General features: G+C 62.2%; 15 protein-coding genes. 6 read left to right on the forward strand and 9 right to left on the reverse strand.

The annotated features are described in order from the left end of the window. Positions 1 to 91: 91 nt before the first annotated feature. The 8 genes from ACOJSJ_RS14765 to ACOJSJ_RS14800 all read right to left on the reverse strand — a co-directional run bounded on the left by ACOJSJ_RS14765 (position 92) and on the right by ACOJSJ_RS14800 (position 7,415). Positions 92 to 778: a glutathione S-transferase family protein gene (locus tag ACOJSJ_RS14765; protein ID WP_420145729.1), complete on the reverse strand. Its 687-nt coding sequence runs from the start codon at positions 776 to 778 to the stop codon at positions 92 to 94. 260 nt (positions 779 to 1,038) lie between these two features. Further along, a complete protein-coding gene (locus ACOJSJ_RS14770; RefSeq protein ID WP_420145730.1) occupies positions 1,039 to 1,401 on the reverse strand; it encodes a hypothetical protein in 363 nt (120 codons plus the stop codon). A gap of 9 nt (positions 1,402 to 1,410) precedes the next feature. Then, a complete protein-coding gene (locus ACOJSJ_RS14775) occupies positions 1,411 to 1,893 on the reverse strand; it encodes a hypothetical protein (RefSeq protein WP_420145731.1) in 483 nt (160 codons plus the stop codon). 16 nt (positions 1,894 to 1,909) lie between these two features. Continuing rightward, positions 1,910 to 2,506, reverse strand: a complete 597-nt coding sequence (locus ACOJSJ_RS14780; protein ID WP_420145732.1) for a hypothetical protein — start codon at positions 2,504 to 2,506, stop codon at positions 1,910 to 1,912. 81 nt (positions 2,507 to 2,587) lie between these two features. After that, positions 2,588 to 4,198, reverse strand: a complete 1,611-nt coding sequence (locus ACOJSJ_RS14785) for a hypothetical protein (RefSeq protein ID WP_420145733.1) — start codon at positions 4,196 to 4,198, stop codon at positions 2,588 to 2,590. A 58-nt stretch (positions 4,199 to 4,256) separates the two neighbouring features. After that, a complete protein-coding gene (locus ACOJSJ_RS14790; RefSeq protein WP_420145734.1) occupies positions 4,257 to 5,642 on the reverse strand; it encodes a hypothetical protein in 1,386 nt (461 codons plus the stop codon). A gap of 328 nt (positions 5,643 to 5,970) precedes the next feature. After that, positions 5,971 to 6,981 carry a CsgG/HfaB family protein gene (locus ACOJSJ_RS14795; RefSeq protein WP_420145735.1) on the reverse strand — a complete coding sequence of 337 codons (1,011 nt, stop codon included), beginning with the start codon at positions 6,979 to 6,981 and terminating at the stop codon, positions 5,971 to 5,973. Then, entirely contained in the window at positions 6,981 to 7,415 is a 435-nt protein-coding gene (locus ACOJSJ_RS14800; protein WP_420145736.1) for a curli assembly protein CsgF, read from the reverse strand. Before ACOJSJ_RS14800 ends, ACOJSJ_RS14795 begins: the two co-directional genes overlap by 1 nt. A gap of 348 nt (positions 7,416 to 7,763) precedes the next feature. Between ACOJSJ_RS14800 and ACOJSJ_RS14805 the strand changes: the two genes are divergently transcribed. The 6 genes from ACOJSJ_RS14805 (at position 7,764) to ACOJSJ_RS14830 (ending at position 18,032) form a co-directional block, all read left to right on the forward strand. Then, positions 7,764 to 8,324: a helix-turn-helix transcriptional regulator gene (locus tag ACOJSJ_RS14805; RefSeq protein WP_420145746.1), complete on the forward strand. Its 561-nt coding sequence runs from the start codon at positions 7,764 to 7,766 to the stop codon at positions 8,322 to 8,324. Positions 8,325 to 8,554: 230 nt separating this feature from the next. After that, positions 8,555 to 9,100 carry an RNA polymerase sigma factor gene (locus ACOJSJ_RS14810; RefSeq protein ID WP_420145737.1) on the forward strand — a complete coding sequence of 182 codons (546 nt, stop codon included), beginning with the start codon at positions 8,555 to 8,557 and terminating at the stop codon, positions 9,098 to 9,100. An 8-nt stretch (positions 9,101 to 9,108) separates the two neighbouring features. Continuing rightward, positions 9,109 to 10,149: a FecR family protein gene (locus ACOJSJ_RS14815; RefSeq protein ID WP_420145738.1), complete on the forward strand. Its 1,041-nt coding sequence runs from the start codon at positions 9,109 to 9,111 to the stop codon at positions 10,147 to 10,149. A 116-nt stretch (positions 10,150 to 10,265) separates the two neighbouring features. After that, complete coding sequence (locus ACOJSJ_RS14820) at positions 10,266 to 13,190, forward strand: TonB-dependent receptor (RefSeq protein ID WP_420145739.1); 2,925 nt, start codon at positions 10,266 to 10,268, stop codon at positions 13,188 to 13,190. Continuing rightward, on the forward strand, positions 13,190 to 15,523 hold the full coding sequence (locus ACOJSJ_RS14825) for a glycoside hydrolase family 2 TIM barrel-domain containing protein (RefSeq protein ID WP_420145740.1): 2,334 nt from the start codon (positions 13,190 to 13,192) through the stop codon (positions 15,521 to 15,523). Before ACOJSJ_RS14820 ends, ACOJSJ_RS14825 begins: the two co-directional genes overlap by 1 nt. A gap of 88 nt (positions 15,524 to 15,611) precedes the next feature. After that, entirely contained in the window at positions 15,612 to 18,032 is a 2,421-nt protein-coding gene (locus ACOJSJ_RS14830) for a glycoside hydrolase family 2 TIM barrel-domain containing protein (RefSeq protein WP_420145741.1), read from the forward strand. Between the two features lie 107 nt (positions 18,033 to 18,139). Here the strand turns inward: ACOJSJ_RS14830 and ACOJSJ_RS14835 are convergent. After that, on the reverse strand, positions 18,140 to 20,185 hold a 2,046-nt coding region (locus ACOJSJ_RS14835; RefSeq protein WP_420145742.1), incomplete at its 5' end, for a putative bifunctional diguanylate cyclase/phosphodiesterase.

Consider the following 20,185-nt stretch of genomic DNA (forward strand, 5'->3'; position numbering starts at 1 on the left):
CCCCTAGACCCGTCCGGCTTTCCGGGAAAGGGGGTGCGGGACCGAATTTAGCTGTTTTTCCTATCAGGCGGGCAAGAAAGTTACACTCCGATCATACCGCCCGATGATCTTCGATGATCCGGCCCGCCGCCGCGATCTCCGCTTCATGGCTATCTTCGCGCCATGTTTCGGCGAGGGCCTCCTCCTCCCACTGACGCATGGCGGGCAGTTCCAGCATATGATCGACCCAGCGCTGCGCATGGGGGCCGACATCCAGACCATAGGTGCGCACGCGGAAGGCCACGGGCGCATAGAAGGCGTCGATCGCGGTAAACGCCTTGCCCGCCAGAAACGGCCCGCCGAACCGGTCCAGCCCCTGTTCCCACAATTCGCGCAGCCGGGCGATGTCGCGGTTGAGCGCCGGGGAATGCATATGCGGTTCGACGCGCACGCCCACATTCATGGTGCAATCGTTGCGCAGGGTCGCAAAGCCGCTGTGCATTTCGGTCACCGCACACTGGGCGAAAGCGCGCGCGGCCTCATCGGCGGGCCAGACGCCGGGATGACGATCGGCCAGATATAAGGTGATGCCGAGCGAATCCCACATGGTGCGATCTTCATCGATCAGCGCCGGCACCTGTCCGGTGGGAGAAAAGCTGCGGAAGGCGGCATAGTTGGTGGCGGCAGCGAAGGGTTCGATCCGGTCGTCGAACGCGATGCCCAGAACGCGCATCAGCAACCATGGCCGCAACGACCAGCTGCTGTAATTGCGGTTGGCGGTGATCAGCGTGTAGGCCATCGACTATTCCCTTCCCATGACAGGCATGCGCGCCATATCGCAGGCGGCAACGACGCAACAGCCGCAATGATCCACTATGCTGACAAGTCGGGCTTATGTGGCCAAGTTTATATGGCCGGGCTTATGGGGAAGGACGGGAGTGGGGTATGTCGCGCGGCAGCATCGGTCCATCCATCAGGGCAGCGTTCCGCCCCGACCGGCCCTGTCTCCGACCAAGCCCCGACCCCAACCGGTCCTGACATTGCGACATGTCCTGACGCTCAACGATCCAGCCGGGTTCCGCGGATGATGTCATAGGCCTCCATCGCCGGGCCGGACACCGAAAGGCGTGCATGCCATGGCACATGGGCCTGCACCTGCGCGCGGCTGATGGTGACGGCGGGCGCACCGGCACGCAATGTCGCGCTGCTGCGGGTGTGCAGGCGCGACGCCCCTTCGACCGTCAGTTCGACATCGACCCGGATGTCGCTGGACGACTGGCCGACGACCGACAGCCTGACGTCCCTATCCCCCTCCTCCACCAGCAGGTCGACGGGACGATCGGCGGCGCGATCGCCGGAATGGGCTGCGGGCGACATGGACATTCCCCAGATCAGGATGAACAGGCAAAGGCGGGATCGCATCGGCGCACCTTATTGCGGGGGAACGGGGATCGCGATCGCGCCGCCGTCCGGCACGGGGACAGGATCGCCATGTTCGGGGATCGCGCCATAGCTGTCGAGCATGGCGGGATCGACGCTCAGATATTGAGCGAGGGTATCCGGCCCGATTTCCCGCGCCAGCGCTTCGGGTGTCGGCTGCTGGCCGCGTTCGCGCAGCGTGCCCGCCACGCGCGCGACTTCATCGGCAAAGCGCCTGCGATCATGCTGGTCGCCGCCTTTCAGCACATCTTCGCCCTTGCTGGCGCCGACAGGCGCGTCGAGCGTCGGGGGAAGCTGCGAAATCTGGGACGGATCGGCGCCTTTCCCGGATGCGACATTGGGAATGTCCATGTCCCGAACATGCCCGCCGGGCACCGCCAGTTGCTCCACATCGACATCCTTCTTCGCTTCGGGCTGCGGCAATGCTGCCTCCGACTGAAGCAGCAAGGTCAGGATCAGGGTCAGGCCTGGCATCCGAATATCCTTTTGATCAGGGCGTCGTCTGGGTGATGGCGATCGTCGCGCCGCCCGACTGGGTCAGCCCAAGGGCAAGGCCGTTGCCGATCTGGTTCAACTGCGCATTGTTGCCATTGCCGTTTTGCGTCAGCGACAACTGGTTGCCGTCACCATTCTGGCTCAGCGTCGCCATGTTGCCGTCGCCATATTGGTTCAGCACCATGTCATTGATCCCGGCATAGGCCAGCTGCGTCAGGTTCGCGACATTGGCGCTGCCCATCTGTTCCAGCGACAGGCCGTTCCCTGCCCCTGCCTGCGCCTGCTGTTCGACATTGGCGATATTATCGTTGCCGGACGTCGAAAGCCGCGCATGGTTGACGCCAGCGCCCGATTGCGTGGCGGCGATGCCGTTGGCGATGCCCGTGGATTTGATCATGGCGCGATGGGCGCCGCCCGCCTGGGCGACGACGATCCGGCCAGCATCGCCAATCTGTTCTATATCCACCAGTGCGGCGACCGCCGTGGACTGATCGACCCGCACCATATTGCCGGTCCCGCGACTGATGATCGTGGCGGTCGTCTGGGCGACAGCCATGGTCGGGAAAGCCGTCAGCAGGAACAGGGCTGTCATCGTCGGTCGCATGATATTGTCCCTTCCATCAAAGGGGGGAACGGCGACGGACGCAAGCATCCGCCGCCGCCCCGGGGGGGGTTATTGAGTCACGGAAGCGAAGTTGCCCGTTCCGGACTGCGTCACATAAGATGCGTTCCCATTGGTCATCTGGTTCACGAAGGTCATGTTGAGCGATCCGGACTGGGTGACGGACGAATAATTGTCGTCGCCGGTCTGGAGCACGGCCGCATATTGATCGGCCCCGGTCTGGAGAATGGCGGATTCATTCCGGTCGCCATCCTGATAGACCACGGCCTGCTGATCCAGCCCGCCCTGAAGGACGCTGGACAGATTGTCGTCGCCGATCTGCGTCACGCTGACGGTGCTGAACTGCGCATCGAAGTCCAGACCGCTGGCCTGACCCACCGACGAATAGTTGCGATCGCCATTTTGCGTGACCCCGACCAGCGCGGTGAAGCCAAGCTGACCGACCTGCGATTCATTGTCGTCCCCGTCCTGATCGACGGCAACGGCAGCGGCGGCGGCAATTTCCTGCGTGTTGGACAGGTTGTTGTCGCCATTCTGATCGACATTGACGACCACGCCCAGCCCCGCCTGACCGACGGTCGCGATGTTGGCCGTGCCGTCCTGATTGACGTTGACCAGACCCAGCGCCGTCAGCTGCCCGACCTGCGCATAGTTGCCATCGCCCAGCTGATCGACATTGACCACCGATGCGCCTGCAATCTGGCCAACGGTCGACACGTTGGACGTGCCGTCCTGATCCACGGTCACGGCAGAGGATGTCGCGGCCTGATAGACTTCGGAATAGTTGTTCTGGCCGTTCTGGTCGACATCGACGCTGCTGCCGCCGATCGCGGTCTGCGATATGGTGGAGAAGTTGCCATTGCCTTCCTGCCGCACATCGACTTCGCCAGCCGTGCCATTCTGCATGACATAGGACTGGTTGCCGATGCCCAGCTGGAACACGTCGGCGTCATTGTCGCTGCCGCTCTGATCGACATAGCTGTAGCTGCCATTGCCCGCGATGCCCGGCCCGGACTGCTGATAGACGGTGGCGCTGTTGTTGGGACCGGTCTGGTTGATGCTGGAGATATTATCTTCACCAAACTGGACGGACGATGCGATCGATCCGTCGGCCGCCGCCGACTGGGTGATGACCGAATAGCCGCCCTCCCCATTCTGGTTGATCGACGCGCTGGCGCCGTCCGCCGCCTGTTCGACCACGGCCGTCTGGACGCGATTGGCCATGCCCGGCCCCGGACGGTTGGCATTGAGCTGCGTCACGGTGGCGTTCGATCCCGCGCCCGATTGGGTGACGTAGGTCAGATTGCCTTCGCCATCCTGATCGACGTCGGCGGTCGATGCGCCCGTCTGGGTAACCCAGGCGGCGTTGGTCGGATCGTTGCTGGTCGGCGCGTCCGGCCCGCTGTCCTGATTGACGTCGGCATAGGCGCCATTGGCGGACTGGTTGACCGCCGCCAGATTATCCGCCCCGGCCTGCGTCACGAAAGCGTCGTTATTGGCGTTGCTCTGCACGACTTCCGACGTGGAGCTGTTCGCGGCGCTTTGCTGCACCACCGCATTCTGGCTGGCGCCGGACTGGGTGACGTTGCTGGTGCTGTCGCTGGCATGGGCGGCGGTGGCAAGGGCGAGCGCCGAAACCGCGCCCAACAGAAAGATTTTCATGACCTTATCCCCTCAAGGAGAAAAAGTCCGGGCCGATGACGGCCCGGACCCGATGCATTTACTGGGTGACGGTGGCGGTGCTGCCGGTGCCCAGCTGCGTAACGTAGGAGCTGTTGCCGTCGGTCAGCTGCGTGACGGTGGCGGTATTGCCCGATCCGCTCTGCAGAATGCCCGACAGGTTGTCGTCGCCCGACTGGGTGGTGTAGGCGAAGTTCGATCCGCCCGACTGGATGACCGACGCCAGATTGTCTTCGCCGCTCTGGTTGATGTCGGACGTTTCGTCGAAGGCGGTCTGCGACACATAGGCCTGATTGCCGTCGCCGGCCTGGGCGATGTTCGAATAGCCGCTGCGTGCGATCTGTTCGACCTGTGCGAGATTGTCATCGCCCGACTGGTTGACATAGCTGGTGTTGCCCCAGCTGGTGTCGCCGCTGCCGACCTGGGTCACGCCCTGCGCGACCGATGCGCTGTTGCCGCTGCCGCTCTGAACGATACCCGACGTCTGGGCATCATCCTTCTGCGCGACGCTGGCGACGTTGTCGTCGCCGCCCTGATTGATCGTCGACACATTGTCGAGGATGAAGGTCTGGGCATTCTGATCGACATAGGCCTGATTGCCGTTGCCGCCCTGGGTGATGGCGGAATTGTTCAGCGGCGGGGCGCTCAGATTATTGCCGTCGTCAGTCTGGCTGACGACCGCCAGATTGTTGTCGCCGATCTGGTCGATGGTCGAAATGCTGCCGTCAACGCCGCCCTGCGTGGTGTAGGCCGCGTTACCGCTGCCGCCCTGATTGGTGTAGGACAGGTTGTTGTTGCCGCTCTGGTTGACGCCGGCGGTGTTGTCATTGCCGCTCTGGTCGACATCGGCAAACTGGTTGAAGCCGGTCTGCACGACGGCGCTGTCGTTCAGGCGACCGGTCTGGCTGACGGTGGCTTCATGGCTGCCCGATCCGCCCTGCGACACATAGGAGCTGTTTTCGTAGGTGCTGTCACCCGAAGCGGCCACGCCCTGCGTCACCGTCGCGACGTTGTTGCTGCTGGTCTGGTCGATGGTGCTGCTCTGGCCATCGTCATTCTGGGTGACGGTGGCGTCGTTGTTGTTGCCGGTCTGCGACACGCTCGACCGGTTTTCGGTCGACGGCGGGTAGTTGAAGGATGTTTCCATCGTCTGGGTGACGTCGGCCTGGTTGCCGGTGCCCGCCTGAAGGACGGACGACGACTGGACCGGGGTACTGCCGGTGCCGTCATCGGCCTGCGTCACATTGGCGACGTTGGTCGCACCGCTCTGCACGATGTCCGATGCGCCACCGGTCATCGATCCGGACTGCTGCACGGTCGCGTTCTGGCCGTTGCCGCTTTGCGTGACGTTGCTGGTGGAGTTGTTTGCCTGAGCAGCTGTGCTGAGTGCGAAGACCGACACGGCGGTCAAAAGGATCTTCTTCATGCCATACTCTCCATAACTGGGCTTTGTTGCCCCCGATGCCGACACGGAGCGTCGGCATCGCGCCTTGGCCGGAGGGTGAAGCAGCTGCCGGACCGGCCCCTGGCAGCCGACGGAAAGCATGGAAGACGGATGAGGCATGATGCTGTGCATGCCGACGTGCAGGGTACTTGCCCGGCAACGCCAATCTGTGCCATTATGAGGCGTGGATATTCATCCGCATTCCGGACTGGTTCCGCAACCATGTCCGATCTGATCCGTCGGCGTCTTGACGCCAATCACTGTCGCCGGCGGATCAGTCCAATTCTTCAATGTCTCATGTCATGTTCCTTTACGAACCGCTGGCCGCGCGCGGCATGGCCGTAGGTGGCACGGCCGGGCGTCCGCCTGTTGCAGGGGCGATCGCCGTCGGCCGCGTCATCGGCCGGCATGCGCCGGAAATCGTACTGCCATCCGCCCGCATCGGCAGCTTCACATCAGCCGCCTTGATGGATTCGCGTTCGGCGACATAATCGCGGACCAGCGTTGCGGCATAATCGTCGGTCGTGCCGAAACACCACAGATCCTGCAACGCCCCCTCCGCTATCAGGGCATAGACCGCCTTTTCGACGGCCTGCTGCACGGCCAGCTGATCCGGTTCGTTGAAGGTGACGCCCGCTTCCAGTTCCAGCAGATCCTTGAACCCGACATAACGGAACGCGTTGGCCCCCAGCGCAACCGAAGCGATCGATTTGCGCACATTGACCGACGTCAGCACCTCGCCCGTTTTCACGCTGACCGCCCGCAGATAGAGCGTGACGGTATCTTCCCGATATTGCGAGCTGCCGCCGATGCCCAGAAAGCGCGCACCGGCCCCGCCGGTCTTCACGTTGGAATCGAAACCGATGATACCGCCTTCCAGCAGCAGCCCTGCGAACAGCAGCGGCGGCAGGGCCTGAGGATTGACCTGTTTTTCCCCCAGATAGGATGCGCGCATTTCCCGGATGACCGCGCGTTCGCGCAGCACATTGTCCAGCCGTTCGCGCTCTATCACCTGAAAGAACTGGCGGTTTCCCGCATCCTGAAGCGCCTTGACCAGAATGGACGTGGCCCCCTGCGTCACGGCGCGGGACAATGTCTGCACGCCGTCGGTCGGCTTGAACTGGCCGGTCTGGTCGGTAAAGCCATAGACGGCGATCGCAATGCGCTTGCCGCTGTTGGGCAGGGCTAGCAGCCGGTTCTGCACTGGGGACGGCTTAGCCATGGTGGGCGGTTGCCAGCTTGCCGGATTGTTGGTGGCACAGCCACCCGACGCCAGCAACGCCACGATGGACGCCAGCGCCAGCGATGAAAAGCGCGCCATCAGCCCGCTCCCTGCAACAGCGGCACCACGATTTCGCTGACCGAACCCGTCGCCAGATCGCTGATCGTCAATGTGACGGAATCGATCCCGCGCACGAAACTGATTTCCTGATCGCCAAATTTGATGAGGCCGCTTTCCTGCGCATTCTCGCCGAATATGACTTCGGTGATCTGCGACGCCAGCGTGGACAGCAGACGGCTTTGCAGCGTCCGCAGGAACTGCGCCGCGGGATCGGAACTGGTCGTGGCCGTGGGATCCTTATATTTGTTGATGGCGTTCGCGACACCCAGCAGGTGCGCCGAATTGAATGGATTGCCACCAAAGGAAGGATTGACCGGCGTGTAGACGAGATCCGAAGCCCTGGCCGTTTGCGGCAATGCCATAGCGGCAGCCAGCGACACTATCGATCCCGAAATATATGGATGTCTTTTCATAGCACCCCCCCCGTCAAAAAATCCGTCAAACTGCGAAGCGACCCGCAATCAAACAATCATTTTAAGCACGAATATTTGCCATTGGCGCAGCTATAGTTGCACCATCGGGCAAATTAGGTGGCTATATCAGGTTGCAAAGATGCTCATTGCTCACCGTGATGGCGCATGTGTAAGATCGAACCTCAACGATTCGCATCACCAAAATTGGTGAGAACAAGATATTAATGTAATGTTAATTTGCGGTCGCCCGTCTCCGGCTAGATGGATGTCCATTCAGGACATTGAAAAATAATAATAAGTTCGGAGAATATAAGAGGTGGGGGATGTATGGCGGACCACAAGGCATTGGTGCATAATGCGGCATTCGGCTGGCTGAATGCCGACAGAACCGCGCGCATGATCGTTAACGCAGATTGCATGATCATCTGGGCCAATCGGTCCGCCAGAAACATTTTGACAGAAAAAAGATGGATCGAGACCAAGGGGGACTCGATGATGCTCCTGACCGGTTGCGGATTGGGGTCGTTGACCAGCGAACTGTCGAAACTGCATGATGAAGATATTCTGGTGCATGCAGGCGTCAAAACCGGCGATGACGACATTCTGCTGGTCGCCCGGATGTTGCCGGACGCCGTGGAGCAGGATGCCCTGTATGGCATCGAACTGCGGCGGCAAAATCAGGATCATGAAGCGCAATATGCCGGCTACCGCTCCTATTTCGGGCTGACCCCTGCAGAAGACAGGGTCGTCCAGCAACTATTGTCCGGACATGTCGTCGAAAAATGCGCCGACAATCTCGACATCAGCGTCGACACGGTACGAAGCCACGTCAGACAGATTTACAGCAAGATGGGCATTTCATCGCGGGAAGCATTGTTTCATGCACTGATGATCTTCCGGATATACTAGGGAATTTTCGCGACACATACAGCGCGGCCTCTTTAGCCGCTTCATCCGCCTGTCCTTTCGATGCGGGACGGCATGGATTTTGACTTTCACCCACTCTGATAAATGGACGTCCATCTGCTTGCGGGCAGGCCATCCCTTGATCGAGAACGCAAATTCGGCGATTGGCCAATGGCAGTCGATAGATGCCATGATCATGCTCCCATGATCATGGCCCCCGGTACGCCGAAAAAGTGGACTTTGTTTTGAGAGAGGCGCCGTTCCAGACCGAAGAGGTCGACGACAGGTTGCGCGACATGGAAGAATTGTCGTTGTTCCGCAACGCGCTTCAGCGTTTCTTCCAGAAGAAGGTGCGCGACGATTCCGAAGTCGAGGATCTCGTCCACGATGTGTTCGTGCGCATCGCGCAACGCAAATCGGGCGGCAGCATCGATAATCTGAGCGGCTATATTTTCGAAACCGCTTCCAACGTCCTGCGCGACCGGGCGCGCCGCCGCAAGGTCAGGGCCGCCGAACTGCACGACCCCTTCGATGTGGACGAACATGGCGGCACGGACTTTGCGCCCGACCGCATATTGGACGGACAGAAACGCCTGCATGACGCATCCGTCGCGCTGCTGGAACTGCCGGAACGCACGCGCCATGTGTTCATTCTGCGCAGGCTGGAAGGGCTGCGGTATCAGGATATTGCCGCCCGCCTCGGCCTGTCGGTCAGCGGCGTGGAAAAACATATGCGCCAGGCCATGGCCTTTCTGTATCAGCGACTGGATATGCAATGAGACATGCCGTGCCGCTCACGTCCCCCGCGCCATCCTCGCCACAGGCAGGCGCTGCCTATTGGCGGGCAGCGATGGAATCGGACATGATGAATGCCGACCGGCATCGGATGTTCGAAGACTGGCTGGATGCCGCGCCTGAAAATCGGGCGGCGTGGCAGAAATCCAGTGCGATCTGGGCCTTGTTCGATGAAGCGGACGATCCGCATCTCAGGGCCATGCATGCAGCGGCGTTGAGCGCGCGTCCCGCTCGCCGCCTCCGCCCGGTTGCGCGGATCGCCGCGGCGGTCGCGGGCCTGTGCGCCATCGCCGCCACGGTGCTGGCGATCGGCATGAAGAATGACGTCCGGTCGGCGGCCGTCGCCACGACGGATCAGACGCAGACTTTCGACCATAAACGCTACGCCACCCAGCGGGGCGAACGGCTCAACGCCACATTGCCGGATGGCTCCACCCTGACGCTGGATACCGACACGGTGGTCGATGTCGCATTCAGCCGAACCACGCGATCGGTGCGGCTGGTAAAGGGGCAGGCCCTGTTCGAAGTCGCCAAGCGTCCCGACTGGCCCTTTGTCGTGGGGGCTGGCGACCATGCGGTAAAGGCGCTGGGGACGGTATTCGACATCAGTTATCAGCCATCGGGGTTGAAGATCATGCTGGTCGAAGGGCGCGTGGCGATCGACACGGGCAAAAGCGCGCGGGGGCGCCGGCCCGAACCCGTCCTGCTCGACGCTGGCCAGTCGCTGACCAGCGCCGCCCATATGCGTCCCGTGGTCGCACGGTTCGATGTCGACAATGCCCTGCTCTGGCAAAAGGGGCTGATCGCGTTCGAGGACGTCGCGCTGGGCGATGCGATCGGCCAGATCAACCGCTATTCGCAAAAGCAGCTGTCGGTGCGCGATCCGGGCGTCGCGGCGCTGCACATCAGCGGCATTTTCAGGACCGGTTCGGCCGAACAGTTCGTCAACAATATTGCTGAAATCTTGCCGGTCCAGCCTGTCGATACGCAGATGGGGATCGAGATAAAATTAAAAACCGATGTAAAACAATAGCATATGTTATCGTCGATTTTTTTGTCCGACAAAATGTAAGGCTTTTGAGAAAGCCTGCGTCCTCCGGTTCGAGGCAGTAAAATACTGCGCATCGAATTTTCGGGAGGGGTTCTCTAGTGAAAAACATCCATGGCCTGTCGACGCTGGCGCTGATCGCCGCGTCCGCCACATTGTGCCCTGTTCAGTCGGCGGCACAGGCATCGGTCAGCCGGGGTCTCAACATACCGTCCCAGAATCTGTCCACCGCCCTGTCGCAACTGGGGCTTCAGACCGGGCGTGAACTGGTCTTTTCACCGCAGGTCGTGGCTGGCAAGCGCAGCAACGCGGTTCAGGGCACCATGTCGGCCGAACAGGCGCTTGGCCATCTGCTGAGGGGCACCGGCCTGTCCGCCCGTACCGGCAGCCAGGGCACGCTCGTCATCGAAAACAGCTATATGCGCCCCATCGCGATGCAGACGATGGGCGCCGCCCCCGCGCCGCAAGCCGCGCCCGTCGCCCAGGCCGATCCTGAAGCGGACGATCAGGTGGCCGAGGAAATCGTCGTCACCGGCATCCGCGCCAGCCTGCGCAGCGCCCAGAACCGCAAGCGCGAAGCGACCCAGATCGTGGATTCGATCGTGGCGCAGGACATCGGCAAGCTGCCCGACGTCAACCTTGCCGAAGCGCTCCAGCGCGTGACCGGCGTGCAGATCAGCCGCAATCAGGGTGAAGGGTCGGGCATCGCCATCCGTGGCCTGACGCAGGTGCGGACCGAAATCGACGGCCGCTCCATCTTCACCTCCGGCGGCCGTTCGCTCTCGTTCGAAGATGTGCCGTCCGAACTGCTGGCCGGCGCCGACGTTTACAAAAGCCCGACCGCGAACCAGATCGAAGGCGGCATTGGCGGCCTCGTCAACCTGCGCCTGCGCAAGCCGCTCGATTTCAAGGGGTTCGAAGCCGCCGTGCAGGCACGCGGCACCTATTACGACTTCGTGGACAAGGCCTCGCCTCAGGTATCGGCGATGGTCAGCAACCGCTGGGAAACGGGCATCGGCGAATTTGGCATCCTGCTGTCGGGCGCCTATCAGCGGACCAATTTCCGGTCCGACTATAATGCGGTCGAACCGTTCAACCTGCGCCGCGACCTTGTCGACCTGAACGGCAATGGCGCCCTGGGCGACGAAGCCGACGCCATCTATGCGCCGGGCGGCGGCGGCATCAAACATACATTGGGCACCCGCGACCGTTATGGCGCCAATCTGGCGATCCAGTGGCGTCCGACCGACTCGCTCGAATTCTATGTCGATGGGCTATATTCGCTCTACGAAATCAATTCGGGCACCCACATGCTCTATCTGCTGGGGGATTCATCCAACCCGGCGGACATGCAGGCGCTGGGCAATTTCTCGGTCTTCGAAGGCACGAACAGCTTCCGGTCGGGCACCTGGCAGAATGTCCGCATCGATTCCAGCGCCTATACCGACGAACGTCGTTCGGAAACCTGGCAGCTGGCCGGTGGCGTCCGCTGGGAAAATGACGGTATCAAGACCCGCACCGACGTCGCCTACACCGATGCCAAGACGCGGTCGGCTTTCCGCCAGCTGTCGTTCCGCGGCACCGCCCCCACTCTGACGCAGGATCTGTCGGGCGGCTTCGCCACGCTCGTCCCCGGCGGCATCGACCTCACCAACCTTGCCAACTATACCTATGATCATGCGGCCGAATATATCGCCCGCAACAGCGGGTCGGAATTTGCCGTTCAGACCGACGCGGAATTTGCGATCGACAGCAATTTCCTGAAGTCCGTAAAAATGGGCCTGCGCTACGCGAACCGAAAGGCGACGGACGGCAATGTCTACGTCTTTTATGACCTGACCAGCTATGCCAGCAACTATTTCCCGGCCGGATCGAACATCGTGGACATCGATCTGTTCAGCAAGGGCAAATATAGCGGCTCCCGGCTTCCCGGCAGCTTTGCGGCCGCGCCATTGAGCGTGATCCGCAATTATCAGAGCGTTCGGGACGCATTCGGGCTGGGGCAGGGTGAGCCTGCACTCTCGCCCATGTCCCAGTTCGAACTGTCGGAAAAGACCACCGCCTTCTACATTTCGGGCGATTACGGCTTTTCGATCGGCGCGGTGGAAATCAGCGGCAATGCCGGTGTCCGCGTGATCGAAACGAAGAACAGCACGACCGGCAACCAGCTTGGTGAAAACGGGGAATATCTGCCCTTGTCGGTGGGCGGCTCCTATCTGGACGCGCTGCCTAATTTCAACCTGCGCGTGAAGTTCACCGACAAGCTGACGCTGCGCGCGGCGGCATCGCGCGGGCTGACCCGGCCCAGCTTCTCCAACCTGTCTCCTTCGCTGTCGCTCGACTATCTGTTCCTGACGGGGTCTGCGGGCAATCCCAACCTGCAACCGCTGACGGCCGATCAATTCGACCTGTCGCTCGAATATTATCTGTCCAACAACAGCCTGCTTTACGCCGCAGGCTTCATGAAGAATGTCGATGGCTTCATCACCAATGTGATCGCCGATGAAGTGATCGATGGTCAGGTCTTCCAGATCCGTCGTCCGCAAAATGGCGAAAGCGGCAAGATTCGCGGCTTCGAACTGGGCTGGAACCAGTTTCTCGACTTCCTGCCGGCGCCCTTCGACGGTCTGGGTTTCCAGGCGAACTACACCTATGTGCACAGCGCCGCGCCTGGCCCGCTGGTGGGCCAGACCGTGCCGCTGGAAGGATTGTCAAAGCATAGCTACAACCTGATCGGCCTGTATGAGAAAGGGCCGTTTTCGGCCCGTCTCGCCTATAACTGGCGCGGTTCGTTCGTGGAAACCACGGCAGGTCCGGGGTCGGGCGCGAACCCGATCTTCAACAAGGGGGGCGGCGTGCTCGATGCGTCGGTCAACTATGATCTGACTGACCATATTTCGGTGACGCTGGACGGCGCGAACCTGACCCGCACGCCCACCATCACCTATTTCGGCGAACGGTTCCGCCCGCGCGAAACCTATGTCACCGATCGCCGGGTCAGCTTCGGCGTACGGGCGCGCTTCTGATGGCGATGGCCCGCAAGACCGCACGGCGCATCGCCACCGGCCTGTCTGCCATGGCGATGCTGCTGTCCGTCGCGTCGGCCGCGCGGGCCAGCGACCAGCCCTTTGACGATGGCTGGCTGTTCCATCGCGACGGCACCGCCTTCGACCCCGCCCGTGCGGAGCCGGTGTCCCTGCCCCACACGACGCGCATCGAACCGCGCGTGGTGAATGATCAGTGGCAGGGCGATGCCTGGTATGCCCGTACGTTCGACGCGCCTGCATCCTGGCGCGGGCAGAGCGTGATGCTGCGTTTCGAATCGGCGATGAATGTCGCCGACGTGTGGATCAACGGCCAGCATCTGACGACCCATCTGGGCGGCTACCTGCCCTTCACGGTCGACCTGACGCCTTATCTCAAGATCGGCGGCAGCAACGACATCCGGGTGAAGCTCGACAATCGCGACAATCCGGTCACGGGTCCCAAGCCGCTCAAGCTGCTGGATTTCAACACCTATGGCGGGCTGTATCGCGGCGTCCGCCTGATCGTGAAGCCGCCCGTGCACCTCAGCGATGAAATGCTGGCGGACAAGGTGGCGGGCGGCGGCCTGTTCGTCACCTATCCGTCCGTTTCGGCCGCGCAGGCCAGCGTGAAGATCGCCGCCGACCTGCGCAATTCGGGCACAGTTCCGGCAACGGCAAAGGTGACGCAGACCCTGTTCGATGGCAACCGCAAGGTCGCGGAACAGAGCAGCACGGTCACCATCGCGGCGGGCAGCTATCAGCGTGACGATCAGCAACTGTCGATCGACCGGCCGAAGCTATGGTCGCCACGCGCACCGCACCTCTACCGGCTGGTCACCACCGTCGATGATGGCCGCAATCCGCCCGACATGACCGAAACCCGCATTGGCGTGCGCAGCTTCGCCTATGACGGCGGCGCCTTTTCCATCAACGGCGAACGCATGTTCCTGCGCGGCGTGAACCGGCATCAGGAATATCCCTATATCGGCTATGCCCTGTCGCCGCAGGCCGACTATCGCGATGCGAAGCGGATCAAGGAAGCCGGGTTCGACTATGTCCGGCTGTCCCATTATCCGCAATCGCCCGCCTTCATGGCGGCGGCGGACGAACTGGGGCTGCTGGTGCTGGATGCGATCCCGGCGTGGCAGTATAATAATCCCGACCCGGCGTTTCAGGCGCAGGTCATGCGCACATGCCGCGACATGATCCGCCGCGACCGCAACCATCCCAGCGTGCTGGCATGGGAATGTTCGCTCAACGAAACCGAAATGTCGAAGGACATGGTGCGGCAGTTCAACGATGTGATCCATCAGGAACATCCGGGGCCGCAAAGCTGGTCCGCCGGTTGGCAGAATGACGGCTATGACATCTATGTTCAGGCCCGCCAGCACCGCCTGCAACATTATGAAACGCCTGATCGCCCCTATATCGTGTCGGAATATGGCGACTGGGAATATTATGCCCAGAATGCCGGGTTCGCGCAGAATAACTGGGGCGACCTGAAGGAAGAGGCTCGCACATCGCGTCAGGCGTTGGGCAGCGGCGAAGCACGCCTGCTGCAACAGGCGACCAATGTGCAGGAATCGCACGACGACAACCGGTCGACCCCGGCCTTTGCCGATGGGTATTGGGTGATGTTCGACTATAATCGCGGCTATGCCGACGATCTGGAACTGTCGGGCATCATGAGCATCGATCGCCTGCCCAAATATGCCTACTGGTTCTTCCGGTCGCAGCGCGATGCGATCGAAGGTGGCAAGGGCTATGATGGCGGCCCGATGGTCCGCATCGCCAGCGAATGGACGCCCTCTTCCAGCACCGACGTCCGCGTCTTCACCAATGCGGACGAGGTGGAACTGCGCCTCAATGGCAAGGCGATCGCGCGGCAGGCGCCCCAGCGCGACCGGATCAGCCAGCGTCTGCCCCACCCACCGGTGCAGTTTCATCTGCCCCGGTTCGAACCGGGCAAGCTGGAAGCCGTCGCCTATCTGAACGGCAAGGCGGTCGCCAGCCACAGCGTGACCACCCCCGGCAAGGCGACGAAACTGTGCGTCAGGCTGGACGATGCGGGCGTCGCGACGGGCAGGAAGGATCTGCTGTTCCTGCGCGCCCATATGCTGGACGCCGCCGGGCATCCGGTATTCAATGGCGCGGACAGCATCGCCTTTACCGCGACCAACGGATGGCAGATTGTCGGCCCGGCGCAGGTTCAGGCCGAAGGCGGGATCGCATCGGTGCTGGTCCGCTCGCCCGAAGACGGCCGCGCCGGTCGGTTCGCGGCAAAGGGCGTCGCCACCAGCCTTGGCGCCGCAGCCTGTCCGTCAGGGCTTTGATCGGCCGGTCCGGGCTGCAGAAACGAAAGATAAGGGGGGAGAGAGCATCATCGACCACATAGTCAGGCTTTTGACCGGGGTGGCGGCCATGGCGACGCTCTTTCCCTCCATGCCCGCGCGCGCCGAACGGATCAGCCTGTCGCAGGACTGGCGGTTCCATAAAGGGGCGGCGGATGGCGCGCAGGCGACCGATTTTCAGGACGCGTCCTGGCGTCCGGTCGCGGTCCCGCACGACTGGGCGATAGAGGACAGGCCCGATGGCAGCCCGCCCTTCGAACGGTCCGCGAAGTCGGGTCAGGACTATGGCTATCTGTCCGGCGGCACGGGCTGGTATCGCCGGGAATTGCAGGCCGACGCCGCCATGCTGCGCAGCGTCGTGCAGTTGCGGTTCGAAGCCATCTATATGAACGCCGACATATGGCTGAACGGCGAACATCTGACGCAGCATCATTATGGCTATTCGGCCTTTGCGATCGACCTGACAGGAAAGCTGAAGCCGGGCCGCAACGTCATCGCCATCCGCGTCAATCACGAAGACCCCTCGTCCCGCTGGTATGCCGGATCGGGCATCATCCGCCCCGCGCATCTGGAGGTTCTGGACCGGCTGCATATCGACCCGGACGGCGTCGCCCTTTCCACCCCGGTCGCCACCGCGGACAAGGGGCAGGTCGCTGTCGGCACCACCATCGTCAATCGCACCGGCAAAAGCAGCCCGGTCGTCCTGACGACCTCCATCCGCGACGCACTTGGCCGGGTCGTGGCCACCGCGCAGCAGCGCCAGACGCTGAAACCCGGTCAGGCCGTCATTCCCCAGACGCTGACCGTCGAACGGCCGCATCTCTGGTCGCCCGACAGCCCCAATCTCTACACGCTGGTGCAGGAAGTCGGGGTCGGCGGATCGGTCACGGACCGGCGCACCACCCGCTTTGGCATCCGCACCATCAGCATCGACGCGCAACAGGGCCTGCGCATCAATGGCCAGCCGATCAAGCTGCGCGGCGGCAATTTCCATCACGACAATTATATGATCGGCGCGGCCGGCTGGCCGGATGCGGACGCGCGCAAGGTCGCGCTGATGAAGGACGCGGGCTATAATGCGATCCGCAGCGCGCATAACCCGGCCAGTCAGGCGACGCTGGACGCCGCCGACGAACTGGGCCTGCTGGTCATCGACGAAGCCTTCGACATGTGGGAAAACCCCAAGCGCGAGAAGGATTATGCCCGTTTCTTCGCCACGGACTGGCACGCCGATCTCGACAGTCTGGTCGTCAGCGGGCGCAACCACCCCAGCGTGATCGCGTGGAGCATCGGCAACGAAATCCCCGAACAGGGCACGGCAAAGGGCATCGCCACCGCGCACAGGCTGGCCAACCGCGTGCGCGAACTGGACCCCACCCGACCGGTGACGCAAGGCATCAATATCGACAGTCCGCAAAATACCGGATCGTTCGCGACCGACGATGTCGCCCGGCATTTCGCTGAACTCGACATCGCCGGTTATAATTATCGCGCGCACCTGTTCGAAAAGGATCATCGGAATTTTCCGGACCGCGTGATGTACACGTCGGAATCCCTGTCGAAGGAAGCCTTTCCCTATTGGCGCGCGGTGGAAACCATGCCGTGGGTCATCGGCGACTTCGTGTGGACCGCCTTCGACTATCTGGGCGAATCGGGCATAGGCTGGACCGGTTTCAGCCATGACTGGAAAAAGCTCGCCCCCTACCCCTTCCATCTTGCCTATGCGGGGGAGATCGACGCGACCGGACGCAAGCGCCCCGCCGCCTATTATCGCGAGATCGTCTGGAAAACCGGCAGCAATCCCATCGCCGCCTTCGTCCAGCAACCGGCCGGGACGCAGGATCTGCCCGGTCGCGACATGTATGACCCGCCCGCCCCGCTCGACTGGCGGCTGGACGATGTCCACCCCAGCTGGACCTGGCCGGGACAGGAAGGCAGGCCGCTGGATGTCGTCGTCTATTCCGCCTATCCCAGGGTGGAGCTGCGCCTGAACGACCGGGTCGTGGGCCGCGCCGATACCGGCATCGCCACGGAATATAAGGCCCGTTTCAAACTCCCCTACGCGCCCGGCATCCTGACCGCCACCGGCCTGGATGAAAACGGCAAGCCATTGTCCAGCTGGACATTGCGCACGGCCGGCCGCCCGGCGAGCGTCCGCGTCACGATCGACCGGGACGGTTTCCGCGCCAATGGCGAAGATCTGATCTATGTCACGGCGCAACTGGTGGATGCGAACGGCACCCCCATCTATGCGCAGGGCGACGATCTGCCGATCCGCTTTACCGCATCGGGCGCAGGGGCGATCCGAGGCGCTGCTGGCGGCAATCCTGCGCTATCGCAAAGCCTGACGTCGGGCAGCACCCACAGCTTCCACGGCCGCGCCGTCGCGGTGCTGCAATCCAAGGTTCAGGCAGGCAGCGCCGCAATCACCGTTCAGGCCGGGCAATTGCCACCGGTACGCATAAACGTCCGCAGCATATCCGGCCGATAACGACCCCTTTCATGCCGCGATGGTTGAGCCGTTCGGACAGCCAACCGTCCCGTCTGCTGCGTCTGACGGGGTGCGTCGGTTCGCCTACTCCTTCGACGGAATGCCGATCAGGCTTCTATTGAACGGGGTTTGAACTGTTTCAACAGGCTGTCCAATGCGACCGCATCCTCCAGCACGAAGCCATGGATCGCCTGATCCGCATCGATTTCGAGCAGGCGCCTGCCCCCATGTCCCATTTGGGCATGGGCCGCGTCAGCCTGCTTGATCGCGTCACTCACCGGCGCGGCATGCCTTTGCACAAATGCGCGCAGCCGGGAATTTGCCATGACCCGGTTCATATACCATGTCGCAGGCGCGGCGAGGATGGCGTCGTTCAAAATGGCGTCGTCCACGACAATGGTGACTCCGATCCGCCGCAATTTCATCAGGTCGTTTCGCAGGCCATCCGGATTGACCCGCGCCGTGCCGCGCTCCAGACGCAGTTCCAGCCGATGTGGCGCCAGACCGCTCTCCCGCAATGCAAGCATTACCGTTTCGGGCAGGTCGCTGACCAGCAGCTGCCTGGGGTAGACGGGCACGCATATCGTGACGTCGGGCAAATCCCTGGCAAAGGCGCAGGCCGAACGCAGCATCCAGTCGCCCAGCGGCACGATAAGGCCGCTCTGTTCCGCCACGCGCAGAAAACGCTCCGCACCGATGCGGCCAAGGGTCGGGTGATTCCAGAATGCGCTCAGTTCGACCGCAGCCGATCCGTCGTCGGAGCGACGCACGGCCCCGGCCAGATCGAACTGCCGGGCCTTGATCGCAAACATCATGTCATTGGCGAGATGGCGTTCTGCTTCCGCCGACATCTCCGTATCTTCGGCATAGAAAGTGAATGTGCCGCGCTGCCTGCCCTTCGACCGGTACAGGGCGACATCGGCGAAGCGGAACAGCTCGTCTTCCTCCAGCGTGTCCTGCGGGGTCAGCGCGATGCCGATGGACAGGCCGACTTCCAGCCACCTGTCGCCATAGGGGATCGGTTGCGACACCGTTTGGATCAGATGTTCGGCCAGTTGCACGATCCGATCGTGCGACAGGCCGGTGGCCGCGACGACGAACTCGTCGCCGCCGATACGCGCGACAATCTGTCCGGCGCCCGTGGCGGCCTGCAACCGCGACGCGACCGTTCGCAGCACCAGGTCGCCGACATCATGCCCGAACGTGTCGTTGATCGGTTTGAAATGATCCAGATCGAGATAGAATAAGGCGAGTTCGCTATCGGTCGCGGCCAGCACGTCGCGCATGAACCTGCGCAGGCCAAGCCGGTTGGGCAATCCGGTGGCGGCGTCATGCTGCACTTCCTTCTGCGCCCGCGAAAGATCGGCGGCCAGCATGACGTCGGCGGTGATGTCGGCCGCGATCTTGACGATCTTGAACGGCTTGCCGTTCAGGTCATAGATGGGGTTGTAGGATGCCTGAATCCAGACATCGGCGCCGCTGCGCGCCATGCGGCGGAATTTCGCCGACATGAACCGGCCTTCACGAAGCGCGGCCCAGAACTGCTGATACTCCTCCCCGGCCAATATTTCGGGATGCACGAACATCTGGTGATGCCTGCCGACGACTTCGGGCAGGCTATACCCCATCAGCGACAGGAAGTTGTCGTTGGCGTCCAGAATGATGCCGTCCAGGTCGAACGATATGACCGCCTGCGACTTGTGGATCGCGGCAATCTGCCCCTCATAGTCGCCCTGACGCAGTTTCTGTTCGGTGACGTCGACGGCATTTTTGACCACCTTGAACGGCCTGCCATTCATGTCGAGGATCGGGTTGTAGGACGCCTGAAGCCAGATTTCCCGGCCGTCATGGCCGATGCGCTTGAATTCTCCGCTCTTATACTGCCCCGACGCCAGATCGCGCCAGAAATCCCTATAGGCTTCGCTATCGCGTTCGTCGCCGGGAACGAACATCGAATGATGATGGCCCCGCACCTGCGACAGGCGATAGCCGGTCAGGTCGAGGAAATTGTCATTGGCGTCCAGAATCGTGCCGTCCACGTCGAACGACACCACGCTCTGCGATTTGTGGATCGCGGCGATCTGCCCCTGATGGTCGGCCTGACGCAGCTTTTCCCGCGTGACCGCCGTGGCATATTTGACGATCTTGAACGG

It is taken from the genome of Sphingobium sp. (genome assembly GCF_048594625.1).
In the GTDB taxonomy this organism is placed as follows: Bacteria; Pseudomonadota; Alphaproteobacteria; order Sphingomonadales; family Sphingomonadaceae; genus Sphingobium.